General features: G+C 40.1%; 9 protein-coding genes. 1 reads left to right on the top strand and 8 read right to left on the bottom strand.

All coding sequences use genetic code 11. The features are described 5' to 3' along the window. The first annotated feature begins 614 nt into the window (after positions 1-614). Positions 615-2,414 carry a translational GTPase TypA gene (gene typA / locus D0T85_RS20520; protein WP_163215384.1) on the top strand — a complete coding sequence of 600 codons (1,800 nt, stop codon included), beginning with the start codon at positions 615-617 and terminating at the stop codon, positions 2,412-2,414. A gap of 84 nt (positions 2,415-2,498) precedes the next feature. Here typA and D0T85_RS20515 read toward each other — a convergent pair whose 3' ends face one another. The 8 genes from D0T85_RS20515 to D0T85_RS20480 all read right to left on the bottom strand — a co-directional run bounded on the left by D0T85_RS20515 (position 2,499) and on the right by D0T85_RS20480 (position 13,088). Beyond that, positions 2,499-2,984, bottom strand: a complete 486-nt coding sequence (locus tag D0T85_RS20515) for a hypothetical protein (RefSeq protein ID WP_163215383.1) — start codon at positions 2,982-2,984, stop codon at positions 2,499-2,501. Positions 2,985-3,051: 67 nt separating this feature from the next. Next, on the bottom strand, positions 3,052-3,747 hold the full coding sequence (locus tag D0T85_RS20510; protein ID WP_163215382.1) for a ComF family protein: 696 nt from the start codon (positions 3,745-3,747) through the stop codon (positions 3,052-3,054). Then, positions 3,744-4,208 carry a low molecular weight protein-tyrosine-phosphatase gene (locus D0T85_RS20505; RefSeq protein ID WP_163215381.1) on the bottom strand — a complete coding sequence of 155 codons (465 nt, stop codon included), beginning with the start codon at positions 4,206-4,208 and terminating at the stop codon, positions 3,744-3,746. Before D0T85_RS20505 ends, D0T85_RS20510 begins: the two co-directional genes overlap by 4 nt. Before the next feature lie 210 nt (positions 4,209-4,418). Beyond that, positions 4,419-6,875, bottom strand: coding sequence for a primosomal protein N' (gene priA, locus D0T85_RS20500; RefSeq protein ID WP_163215387.1), 2,457 nt, complete (start codon positions 6,873-6,875; stop codon positions 4,419-4,421). Between the two features lie 59 nt (positions 6,876-6,934). Continuing rightward, on the bottom strand, positions 6,935-7,495 hold the full coding sequence (locus D0T85_RS20495) for an RNA polymerase sigma-70 factor (RefSeq protein WP_239060783.1): 561 nt from the start codon (positions 7,493-7,495) through the stop codon (positions 6,935-6,937). A gap of 100 nt (positions 7,496-7,595) precedes the next feature. Beyond that, positions 7,596-8,834, bottom strand: coding sequence for a glycoside hydrolase family 88 protein (locus D0T85_RS20490; protein ID WP_163215380.1), 1,239 nt, complete (start codon positions 8,832-8,834; stop codon positions 7,596-7,598). Positions 8,835-8,860: 26 nt separating this feature from the next. Next, complete coding sequence (locus D0T85_RS20485) at positions 8,861-11,116, bottom strand: hypothetical protein (protein WP_163215379.1); 2,256 nt, start codon at positions 11,114-11,116, stop codon at positions 8,861-8,863. A gap of 133 nt (positions 11,117-11,249) precedes the next feature. Continuing rightward, on the bottom strand, positions 11,250-13,088 hold the full coding sequence (locus tag D0T85_RS20480; RefSeq protein WP_163215378.1) for a RagB/SusD family nutrient uptake outer membrane protein: 1,839 nt from the start codon (positions 13,086-13,088) through the stop codon (positions 11,250-11,252).

Here is a 13,088-nt window from a genome sequence, read left to right as displayed (position 1 = left end):
TCAAGTTAAGAAATCCCGAAGGGATTGAATTTGAATAACCCCCAGTGAAGGGCGAAGCCCGACTGGGGGGATGCGTATCCCTATAACTCACAACGCCGAAGGTGTTGAACCCACTATCGGGGTTCAGACTGTGTATGTATTGACTTACCCCCAGTCGGGCTTCGCCCTTCACTGGGGGTTATTCAAATTGAATCCCAAGGGATTCACCATGCGGATAGCATACAATAAATCGAACGGGCTTACAGCCCTTGCTTACTCAAGAGCATTCTCTTTTCTTATATCTGTCAATTTCTATCCTTTCATAAATCATTACTAATTTTTATGCTGCAAATCGCAATTTCAAAATGCAGCATTTCACACTTTCAAAATGCAGCATTTTGATTGAACGAAATGCAGCATTTCGTAAGTGCAAAATGCAGCATTTTGAAAATACGGCATAAAATCGGCCTCACAACGCATATAACAGGGGTAACCAAGACGATTTTCTGTTTTATCACCATTTTAGCGGCTGTAAAACAACTAAACAAATTGAAAGCCGGATTCAAATTAAAAGAATTCCTTAAATATTTCAACTAATTATCCGTACCTTTGCGCCCGATTTTAATAGGTATTATATGCAAAATATAAGAAACATTGCAATTATTGCCCATGTTGACCATGGCAAAACAACACTAGTGGATAAAATGTTATTGGCCGGACATTTATTCCGAGAGAACCAGGCCAGTGGTGAGTTGATTCTGGATAATAATGATTTAGAGCGGGAGCGTGGTATAACTATTCTTTCTAAAAACGTTTCCATTAATTATAACGGTACAAAGATTAATATTATTGATACCCCAGGACACAGTGACTTTGGTGGCGAGGTAGAACGGGTATTAAATATGGCCGACGGATGTATTCTTCTTGTCGACGCTTTTGAAGGGCCTATGCCTCAAACACGGTTTGTATTGCAAAAAGCCCTTGAAATGGGATTGAAACCCATTGTTGTAATAAATAAGGTTGATAAACCCAACTGTCGACCAGACGAGGTACACGAAATGGTATTCGATTTGATGTTCAGCCTCGATGCTACAGAAGAACAGTTAGACTTCCCGGCAATATACGGTTCGGCTAAAAACGGATGGATGAGCACAGACTGGAAAAATCAAACTGATAGCATTGTTCCTTTACTGAATTGTATCATTGAAAACATTCCTGCTCCCGAGCAACTGGAAGGAACTCCGCAGATGTTGATTACTTCGCTCGACTATTCATCGTACACCGGACGTATTGCTGTAGGCCGTGTTCACCGCGGAACGTTGAAGGATAGCATGAATGTTACCCTGGCTAAACGTGATGGAAGTTTGAAAAAAGCAAAGATAAAAGAGGTACATGCTTTTGAAGGTCTTGGACATGTAAAAGTGGCCGAAGTTTCTTCGGGAGATATATGTGCTTTGATTGGGATTGAAGGATTTGAGATTGGTGATACCATCTGTGATTTTGAAAACCCCGAACCATTGCCAACTATCGCTATTGACGAGCCTACCATGAGTATGCTTTTTGCCATCAACGATTCGCCATTCTTTGGTAAAGATGGTAAATATGTAACATCGCGCCACATTCACGATCGCCTGACAAAGGAACTGGATAAGAACCTTGCCTTGAGGGTTGTTAAGAATGAGATTGATGATAAGTGGCTGGTGTACGGTCGTGGTGTACTCCACTTGTCGGTACTTATTGAAACCATGCGACGTGAAGGGTATGAATTGCAGGTAGGACAGCCACAGGTTATCTTTAAAACCATTGACGACAAGAAACACGAACCAATAGAGGAACTAACAATCAATGTGCCCGAAGAATACTCTAGCAAGCTGATTGATATGATAACCCGCCGTAAAGGTGAAATGTTGATGATGGAAAGCAATGGCGAACGCGTTACTATGGAATTTAACATACCATCGCGCGGAATCATTGGTTTAAGAACAAATGTGCTCACCGCATCTGCCGGAGAGGCAATTATGGCTCACCGTTTTAAAGAATATCAACCGTATAAAGGAGAAATTGAACGACGCACCAATGGTTCTATTATAGCAATGGAGTCGGGTACTGCTTTTGCATACGCACTCGATAAACTGCAAGACCGCGGACGTTTCTTTATCTTCCCACAAGAAGAAATTTACGCCGGACAGGTTGTGGGCGAAAACTCTCACGATGGCGATCTGGTGGTTAATGTCACTAAATCGAAGAAGCTTACCAATATGCGTGCTTCAGGGGCAGATGATAAAGCCAGAATTATTCCTCCGGTTCAGTTCTCGCTCGAAGAAGCTTTAGAGTATATTAAGGAAGACGAATATGTGGAAGTAACCCCCAAACATATGCGTATGCGTAAGATACTTCTGGATGAGAATGAACGGAAGAGAGCAAATAAAAACTAAATGAGTTTTGAGTAGTGAGTTTTGAGTTTTGAGTTACCATGCGGCATCGCAACTCAAAACTCATTACTCATAACTCACTACTCATCACTCAAAACTCAGTTTATTGTTTACATACGCAATTGTTTCTTGTTTTCTGAATTCCATCCAATCCTCTTCTTGCCCACATTTATCTATTGATTTAAGAAAACTCGATATGGGAGTAGGCTCTTCCAAAGCAGACACCAGTTTAAAACCTACCAGGTTATCTTTTAATTGACCTACATATTTTTCCATCATACATAATAACTCATTCGGGCAGGGAGGCTCAAACTTAATAGAACTTTCGTTTTGAACTTGTTCCATCTCAAGCGTTTCCGGGTTGAGGTAACATTCGTATCCATTGAAAAGTGAATCGGCGATCTGTAAAATGCTAGCCTTGTACTCGGGTGTTGTTTCACCTTTCCTGTTCGATTTGTAACTGCCCAATACCTGATCCTTCAGATAGGTTAAAACTGTTTGAAGTTTATTCTCATCATTCTTAATAACGGTAAGCATACCTAAAATGTCTTTGTACAAAAGTTGAAGCTCCATAACATACTGCTTTTAATAAGTTAATAGTATGCTTTGGTAACAAAAGAGAGAGGGATTTTGTTCTGTGTCAAGAAGCAGGAACAAATCCGATAGCTAAAATACTGATCTTTATATTATGCAGGTTTGTTTGTAATACGCGTGCACAAGATGTAATTGTGGCACCGGTAGTAATAATATCATCAATTAACAATACATGCTTGTTGTCACAATTACACAAGGGCGAAAGTTCAAATACACCTTCCATGTTCTCCAACCGGGCATAGTGAGATTTTCGCGTTTGTGTTTCTGTTTGTTGCTGCCTGATTATAACCCCGGTTTCTACTGGGATACCCGTTACTTTAGATATGCCAATAGCAATCTGTTCACTTTGATTATACCCTCGCTCTTTGTACCGGTTTTTATGCAGAGGAACCGGGATAAGTAAATCTATAGAATCGAAAAAATCACTTTCTGATATTTCGGTAGCTATTCGGGCACCAAGCTTTTGGCCCAGTTCTTTCTGTCCCCGGTATTTAAGAGCATATAATAGTTCCCGGTATGGACTTCCTTTTCTATAATAAAAATATGCTGTAGCTCGTTGTATATCTACCTTACCCCAGAATTGACTTTCTAAACTGTTATCACGGTTCAGATGAAAATGGGTACGCGGCAAATCCAGATCACATTTTATACAAAAGAAATTCTCTTCGTATAATATGCAACCACATACAGGGCAGTACTTTGGAAATAGAATTGAAAAAAAAGAATGTATCCAGGTTTTCATCTATTCGTTAGCTCATCCAATAGGCCCGAACATGCATCTTCCAGTAAGTCTATTACAAATTCAAAACCGGAGTCGCCACCATAATACGGATCGGGTACATGATCTATTGTATGGTGGGTAGCATAATCTGTCATACGGCGTATCTTTAATTCTTCGTTGGCCGATGGAGACATGCGTTTCAGATCAGAGATATTATTATCATCCATACCGATAATAAGATCAAAATCATAAAAATCTTCGGTTTTTACTTTCCGTGAGCGATGCACCAGATTATATCCTCTTTTTGAGGCATGAGCACGCATTCGCGAGTCTGCCAGTTCTCCGGTATGGTATCCTGCTGTTCCTGCGGAATCAATTTCATAGTTATCTTCCAACCCGGCTTCTTTTATCAAACGTAGCATTACTCCTTCTGCCATTGGTGATCGGCAGATGTTTCCTAAACAGACAAATAGTATTTTCATGTTCTAATGTGCCAATATGCCAATGTGATAATTGGCTGGCGCATGGTTTTAATGTGTCAATGTGCCAATATGCTAATGTGTCAATTGGCTGGCACATGGACCTGTTATTAATTATTTTAATTTATACATTACTTACATTCTCACATTCCCCCATTAGCACATTGGCACATTGGCATATTATCCACATTGGCACATTAGCATATTGGCATATTACATAGGATCTACATCATAGTAAACGATAAGCGATTTAAATCGCTCGTCTTCAATCATTTCTTTTTGTACCATCTGCAATAATTTGCGTGCCTGGTGCATGGGGGCGTTATATTCTATTTTAACAATAATCTTTTTTATAAAGAAGGTTTGTACCCGGGAAACAGGAGGTTTGTCGGGCCCAAGAACACGAGTGCCGAATACAGCCCGTAACTTTCCTGCCATAGTATTTGCCATCAGATCGAGCAAATCGGCATTCCGGTTTTTAAGATAAACATACACCAACCGGTAATAAGGCGGATAGTGAAACAGTTGGCGTTCGGTTAGTTCCGTGTTTACCATCTGTTCATAATCGTTATTGATAACCTGGTCAATAATAGGATGATCCATGCTACGGGTTTGCAGTATTACGGTTCCCCGTTTGTTTTTTCTTCCGGCACGTCCGGCTACCTGTGCCATTAACTGAAATGCACGTTCGTACGAACGGAAGTCGGGATAATTAAGCATGGTATCGGCATTAAGAATACCTACTATGCTAACATGGTCAAAATCCAATCCTTTCGATACCATTTGGGTGCCTATCAGAATATCGGTTTTACCATCTTCGAAGTTCGAGATGATTTTTTCATAAGATGTTCGCGAGCGGGTGGTATCCAAATCCATGCGGGCAACAGAGGCTTCGGGAAAAATCAGTTTTATTTCATCCTCTACCTTTTCTGTTCCAAATCCCCGGTGTACAAGTTCGGTTCCTTCGCATGCCGGACACGAACGAAGCAGGGGGATGGAGTATCCGCAGTAATGGCAGGTAAGCTGATTGATTCCTTTGTGATAGGTTAAACTAACATCGCAATTCTCGCATTTGGGCACCCAGGCACAAACACGGCATTCAACCATTGGAGCAAATCCCCGCCTGTTCTGGAAAAGAATAACTTGTTCTTTATTATCCAACGCTTTGCGGATATGTTCCAACAGGAAAGGAGAAAATTGTCCTGTCATCCGTTTCTTGCGATGCAGTTCTTTGATATCTACAGGAAGTATTTCGGGCAATTGTATGTCTTTATACCGCTCTTTAACCTCTACCAACCCATACTTACCCGTTTGGGCATTATAGTATGTTTCGACCGAAGGGGTTGCTGTGCCTAACAACGTTTTAGCTCCATACATAGCAGCTAGAACAATGGCAGCATTACGCGCATGATAACGGGGTGCAGGGTCTTGTTGCTTATAAGTTGTTTCGTGCTCTTCGTCTACAATTATCAACCCAAGATTACGAAACGGCAGGAATACAGACGAGCGCACACCTAAAATAATATCATAACTTTTATCACTGAGTTGTTTTTGCCAGATTTCCACTCGTTCGGCATCAGGGAATTTAGAATGATAGATTCCCAAACGAGAACCAAAAACACGCTTCAGCCTTTCGGTTATCTGGGTGGTTAGCGCTATTTCGGGAAGCAGATAAAGTACCTGTTTACCTTGTTTAATTACCTCATTAATGAGGTGGATATAGATTTCTGTTTTTCCGCTCGAGGTTACCCCATGCAGCAAACATACATTCTTTTCTTTAAATGAATTGTTGATTGAGTTGAAAGCCTCTTCCTGATATGTATTCAGGGGATTAAGGTCGATAGTGGTATTCTGGAAAGTAGTAAGTCGTCCGGTTTCGTGATGATAAATCTCAAGAACATTTTTCTCTACTAAACCATTGAATACAGCAGCCGAAACAGCAGACTGTTGTAACAGTTCTTTCTTTGATACTTCTTTTATAGAGCCACCCATGAAATTGGATAGCTCAACATATTTCATCAGTAAAACCAATTGCTTGGGTGCCCTATTTAATTCGTCGAAGAGTTTCCTAAGCTGTTCTTCTGTCGAAAATGCCTGACTGAGGCGTACCCGTATTTCTGTTTTTGGTTTATATGATCGTCGCAGTTCCTCTTTAATAAAAACGGCATTCTTTTCCAGCAATGATTTTACAACAGTAAGGATGTTTTTGATTCCACTGTCTTTCTCTAACCGGGTAAGTGATTGTTCGTTATTAACAGCCAGCAAATCAAGCACTGATTGTTCTTTAGCCTGTAGAGGCTCGTCGGCTTCGAACTCCGGATTATATTCTACAATTGTTTCGCTTTCTAACTTAAGCCCCGATGGTAAAGCGGCTTTATAAACATCGCCAATGGTGCAGAGATAATAGTCGGCTATCCATTGCCACAATTTAAATTGGTTGGGATACAAAATAGGGATTGTATCCAAAACTGTGGATATTTCCTTAACCTCGTACTCCGATGGAGCTTTATCGTGCACTGTTTCTACAATTGCTGTATAGAACTTCTTCTTCCCGAAAGGCACCACCACCCGGCATCCGGGTTTAATGGATTCCTCACTTCCGATTGGAATTGAATATGTAAAGCTACGAGGAAGCGGCAAGGGTAATATTACGTCGGCGTATCTCATTATTGAGAGACAAAGATAAATGATAATTCATAAACTCTCGAACATATTTTATACAAAGCACTTTACTTCCCTCTATCTATATATTTTTGTATATGTTTTAGCGCTTTGGTTATTTGAGCCTCTACTGTTTTTATGGATATCTGAAGCTCTTCGGCTATTTTTTTATTACTTAAATTCTCGTCGCGGCTTTTAATGAATACCTTTTTGCATTTCTCGGGTAAGGATTCAATAGCTTCGCACAAAAGATGATCAAGCTCTTCCAATTCAAGAGAATCGTCTTGTAGATATATAGGATCCAGGGAAAGAGTATGAATAGAGATTGTTTCTTTTTTATCTCGCAAATAGTTTAGTGAGCGGTTACGGGCGGTTCGGAAGAGATAAGATTTTACCGAGTCTACAATATCCAGTTTGTGCCTGTTCTCCCACAGATGAACAAATATTTCTAAGGCCAGATCTTCCGAATCGGTTTGATTGGTAATGAATAGATTGATATACCGACACAAATGAACAAAGTACTTATTGAAAAGATGGGTGAGTGCTTTTTCGTCATTTTGCCGTATTAGTTTATATAGTAAAATATCGGTTGTGCTTTCCTCCATTGCCAGATATTTCTTTTCGGGCAAATCTACATAATAATTTTAAGAAAGTGAGTGCTTATCCTTAGTTTTTTAGTAATATGATGGATACACAGATAAACACATCCGTATATCCATCTCCATTTATTTATTTTAGATTCTTATATCGAATCAGCGCCTCCAGAAAATAATAATCAGCATACACCAACGGTTTGTCTATTTCGTTGCGGTGAGGTATGCTACCTACACAATGCATAAGCAGGAAGTTTACATTTGTACCAAGCTCGGCCCTATATGCCGGCGATGCAAGACTTTTAAGCATCTTAACAGCATAATCGGTATATCTTTGATCGTTTGTATGCTCTCCCAGTTCAAAGAGTGCCGAACATGCTATTGCAGCAGCCGAAGCATCCCGAAGGGTTTCGCCCGGGAACTCAACTGCATACGATTTGCCAACAGCCTGATATCCTTCCTTACCCACATGGAAATCCCACAGCGGAACAAGGTCTTCCGGAAGATTTTTCAGGTAATACTCTGTTAAGTTTTTAGCTACATCCAGATAAACAGGATCTTTGGTTTCACGATACATCATGGTAAAGCCATACATCATCCAAGCCTGACCGCGCGACCATGTAGATTCATCGCAATATCCCTGGCAGGTTGCCTGATCAAGAACAGTGGGACTAATAGTGTCGTAGTTCACCACATGATAGGTTCCATAATCTTCGCGGATATGATTCTTTATCGTACTGTTGGCATGTTGCACGGCAATATCATAGTATTTTTTATTGCCCGATAGCTCTGTTGCTGCAAACAACATTTCCAGGTTCATCATATTATCCACAATTACCGGATAGAACCACTCAACGGTATCGTTCCAGTTACGGCGGTAATTCCACGACTTAATGCTTTTAACACGTTCGTCGTAACGGCTCGAAAGTGATTCGGCACTTTTAATAATAATATCCTTGTATTCCGGTTGTGGCGAAAGACGCAATGCGTTTCCATAGCTACAGTACATCATAAAACCAAGGTCGTGATGTCCGGTGAAGGTTTGCAACGGTTCAAGCGTATGAGTCCATGTTTGTGCATGCTCTTTCCAGAAATTATCGCCAGTAAGTTCATACAGGTACCATAATGAACCGGGGAAGAAACCAGGTGTCCAGTCTTTCATACCGGTAGTTACCAGTTTACCTTTATTATTCATTGTACGTGGGTAGTTCCTACCCGTGGGTTCGCCAACACTATCAAGCATAAGCCGGGTTTGTGCTGTTGCAAAGGTAACGTTTTCTTCAATAAATGTTTGCTTCTCGTTGGTGCAGGAAGCTGCTATTGTACAGGCCAATAGCATTAAGGTTAATTTAGATGTGATTGTTTTTTTCTTCATGATTTGCTGATAAGTTTTACGATTAATTATTTCTTCAATCCATAGGAATTAATTCCTGATGTGTGTTCTTTAAATAGAGGACTTTCCGGGTTATAATCGGCTGTGCTTAACCGGGCTACTTCACCGGCTTTTAATGTTAGTTCAACAATGCCTTGCCTGTAATCAATAATATCCATTTCCAGTTTCCCTTTTGATGAGGCTGTTTTGAACTTGTCTAAATCCAGATCGGTTTGAATGCGATATTTCCCGGCTTGAGGTGCTTCTACCTGTATGCAAACTGTTTTATAATCAGATCTTGTGGCACTAACCAGCAATCCCTTGGGAGCACGGAAGTTAACAAATGATGCCTCGCGCCAGTAATTGGGCACAGCAGGAAAAACGCGCAGAATGTTATTGTAGCTATATAAATACAACTCCTGTAAGGAGGTAACAGCCGATAAAGGAGTTTCGATTACAGGACCGGATTCTTTATACAAGGTATTGGGTTGAATGTATTTATCCAGTAGGGCGTTAATATATTCAATGGCTTTATCACCTTTTCTTAGGAAAGAGCAAATAGATGAAGCCCCGGTATATGAGTATCCCTGCAATGCACCTTTCTGCCCTATCCAATGATGAAGGCTTTTGTAAATAATCTCTTTCTCGTCCGGATTATCGGGGGTAATCATCCGGAAAGGATAAATCATTAACAGGTGTGAGTAATGCCGGTGCGAGGAGGTGAGTTTTACATCCTTACCAATAATAAAACCTTGAACTTCATCGCGGGGATAGTCTACAAGATTGGCCAGTACATTGCGCCAGTGCGCCCTTTGGCTATCCTGTAAACTATAAGTTGTGTTAAGTTGTAAAAGCGTAGTTAATCCCCAACGAAGAATGGCCAGATCGTAATTGCAATCTTCGGCAGGTTTATATTCGGGCGATGCAGTTAATGGAAGATGGTATTTGCCATCATCTCCTTTATAGATGATATGCATATAGTAAGCAATGCATCTTTTCAGAAGTGGATAAAAGTGTTCAATGGTTTCGGTACGGTCGTTTTTATAATCGCAGTACAACCAATAGTAATACATCATCCAGGTGAGGTTTCCTACCTCATACTGATTCTGTTCAACAAGGTCTTTTCTTAGCGGACTGGCCAAATTGTATGATGAGCTGCGCCCGATAGCGGCAGCATCTTTTCGCCATTCTTCTTCAGGAACATTGTTGATAAGTGATTGAAGATTCTCTTTAAAAGAGCTCCATACAGGCTCCGACAGTTCCAGACGATTGGCGGTGAACAGTGGTGAATATGTAAGTTGTGTGTTCAGGTTCCACCAGATGGCAGGCCATGGTGTTGTGTGTGTCCAAGGACCCATGAGGTCGATAATTTGTTTATCGCTTCTGGTAAGGCAGGCCAGTTTATATTGTTGTATCCAGTAAAAGCTTTCTACTTTGGCTTCGGCGAAGTGCACAAAGCTGGCCGGATAATAATTGTGCCACCATTGCAGGTGTTGTTTGTATGCGTTTTCTGTTCCGCTCTTTACATATTCTTGTATAGTTTGGATGCTTTTAGTTATGGCCTGTTCTGTCGAATTTTCGAATGATACAGTAATATAGATGTTTTGTTTGTTTCCACTTCTTGATTTATCTATTTTCCAGGCAGTAACATATGTATATCCGGAATACAGCTCCTGTATACACAAGTTTATATTATTTTGTATAGTTACTATCGCCTCTGGATTAGGATGTTCCAGATATTCTTTTGGGGTAGTTGTATGTGTGTATTGAGGATTGGTTCGCGGTGAAATAGCTTTGCTGGGCTTCCAGTTGAAAGTAAAGTCGGTTTCTTTGCCAGTTGTTTCAACCACTATAACATCCTTGTTGGCATCGACATACGTTTTAAAATCAATGCTTCCTTGTTCTGTAGTAATAGTTGCATTGGCGGTGGCATCGTAAAGTGATAGTCGCATTTTTTCTGACGAAACTGTGCTAACCGGATTTATTTCAAAATATCCAATTGGTAAGCGGGCGCGATAATAAAGGGCATGTCCTTCCGGGCGCATTTCGTTTACATCACTTCGACCGATATCTAAGCGGTAACCTTGCTTTTGTGGTGAGGCATAAAAATTAGTTCCTAAAAGTCCGTTTCCTAAAATGGCACCTGCATAATAGTTCGGTGGGATGGTATCCCAAATGAAATCGTGTTGCGACAGGAATGTTTTCCAATCAATATCGGCTGTAGTGATAATCTGAGCTTGCATCATACACAATGGCATGAAAAGCAATACACAAAGGCGTTTCATTCTTTTAAGAGATTTAGTTTAATAAATGCTACAAATATATCAGATTATTAGTTTAAGAGCAATTAATTGTTCAAAAAAGGGAGGGAAATAATTCCCTCCCCTAACAAATTGCTATTGTTATACTAATACCTATTTAGTATGCCCATCCTGGAGTTTTAGTAAGGTTACTATTTCTACCAACTTCATCTACGGGTACAGGCCATACATTAAGGTCGGCAGTGGTTGGCCATACATATGCTGTTCCACCAATAATAGCTCCCCAAACGCTTTTTGCACCATTCCCGTCATAGAATTTCTTTTCTTTAAAAGTTCCCCAACGCATCTCATCAAAGAAATTAACGCCTTCGTTCACAAATTCTCTACGACGCTCATCTCTTACTTTTTCGCGTAAGTCTGCTTGTCCGCTATATACAACATCAGGCATATCAACGCTCTTGCGACCTCTTACCATATTTACTTTATCAGCAGCTTCAGATAATTTATCAAGTTCTATTAATGCTTCGGCCCATGCAAGTAACACATCTGCATAGCGAATAATCGGTTCATCAGTTGGACCATAGTCACGTTGAACAGTATTGTATCCTTCCCAAACAAATTTACGGTGGAAGTAGTAGCTATTATTGCTGTTTAAATTTGCATTATTTGGCCATAAATCACCTAGTTCTCTATCTTCTCTGGAACTATCTTTTCCTGTAGGTATACGATAAGTTGAAACAAATTCTTCTGCTGGAGTATTTCTCCAACCTCTGAATGTAGAATATGGAGTTATCACATTCATGCCTAAACGTGGGTCGCGTCCTTCGTATGCTTTACGTATACGGGCTTCGTTACCTTCTTCAAGATAATAAGCACTAACTCCTTTGTGTATGGCTTCTAATGCTGTTAACCGATCTTTTACTGCTGTTGTTACTTTCTCTGCACTAATCTCCTTGCCATCTTTCTTTATATCACGTAAAAAGAAAACCTCTCTTGCTTTCACAGGTATATCATAGTATTCCGGAATGATATCTTTCCAATCGAAAGTTGTTCCATCTCCATATTCATAAAGATCAACAATATCTGGTGTAGCCATGTAGTCGTTCCATCCAACAGTTGTACCACCACCACTTGCAGAGTTAGTTCCACAGAAACGTTGTACCTTATTTCCGTATCCAGTAAGAGCAATATTTTGCACACTGAAAATCATCTCTTCACATCTTTCATTCTTTTCAAGGAAAAGTTCTTTGTACCCACCTTGGAAGAGTTTGTATCCACATTCACCAACTTTAGCAAAATCGTCTGCTGCTTTTGCATACTCTTTTGTGCACATATATACTTTTCCTCTTAAAGCATAAGCGGCTCCTTTAGTTGCGCGTCCTTCTTTAAAATCATTATTAGGTAAATTAGGTTCAGCAATACATGCAGTAAGATCTTCAATTACCTTATTCCAAATGAACTCTTCTGTTTCTTGCCCTTTGGTAGCTTCTTCAATTGTAATTGGAGCATCATAATAAGGTACGCCTTTAAATAATTGGTTCAGCATGTAATAATGAAAAGCACGCAAAAAGCGAGCTTCGGCCACTAGTCTACCTTTCTTTTCATTAGAAACAGGTGATTTTACTGGAATATTCACGATAGCATCATTAGCTCTATGTATACCTTCGTACATTTTTTTCCAGGTATTCGAAAATAACCCACTGCTTGAAGAGACACCACTAGTAAAAGTAACGTTACGTACCATTTGTCCTGACATGCCATAAGCCTCAAAACCATAAAAACCTACAGCTTCGCCATTACCATTGTTGGTATTATAACACATATTTCTCAAATTGGCATAGATCCCAGAAATACCCATATCTGTGAGATTTTCTGTTGTCCACATAGTACTTGCAGCAGGCTTGTTGGTTGGAAGAGTATCAAGCAAATCTGTACATCCTGTGAACAAGCATAAACTGAGAGCTGCTCCTGTTAAGGTATATAATATTTTTTTCAT

It is taken from the genome of Bacteroides sp. 519 (assembly GCF_010500955.1).
Taxonomy (GTDB): domain Bacteria; phylum Bacteroidota; class Bacteroidia; order Bacteroidales; family Bacteroidaceae; genus Bacteroides.
Note: the sequence above shows the minus strand (reverse complement) of the source record. Positions and strands in the feature narration are given on the sequence as shown.

Bases quoted from the DNA above. Each gene is read 5' to 3' on its own strand.
- D0T85_RS20485 (WP_163215379.1), bottom strand. From the start codon at position 11,116: ATGAAACGCCTTTGTGTATTGCTTTTCATGCCATTGTGTATGATGCAA.
- D0T85_RS20490 (WP_163215380.1), bottom strand. From the start codon at position 8,834: ATGAAGAAAAAAACAATCACATCTAAATTAACCTTAATGCTATTGGCC.
- D0T85_RS20515 (WP_163215383.1), bottom strand. From the start codon at position 2,984: ATGGAGCTTCAACTTTTGTACAAAGACATTTTAGGTATGCTTACCGTT.
- D0T85_RS20510 (WP_163215382.1), bottom strand. From the start codon at position 3,747: ATGAAAACCTGGATACATTCTTTTTTTTCAATTCTATTTCCAAAGTAC.
- D0T85_RS20480 (WP_163215378.1), bottom strand. From the start codon at position 13,088: ATGAAAAAAATATTATATACCTTAACAGGAGCAGCTCTCAGTTTATGC.
- D0T85_RS20505 (WP_163215381.1), bottom strand. From the start codon at position 4,208: ATGAAAATACTATTTGTCTGTTTAGGAAACATCTGCCGATCACCAATG.
- typA (WP_163215384.1), top strand. From the start codon at position 615: ATGCAAAATATAAGAAACATTGCAATTATTGCCCATGTTGACCATGGC.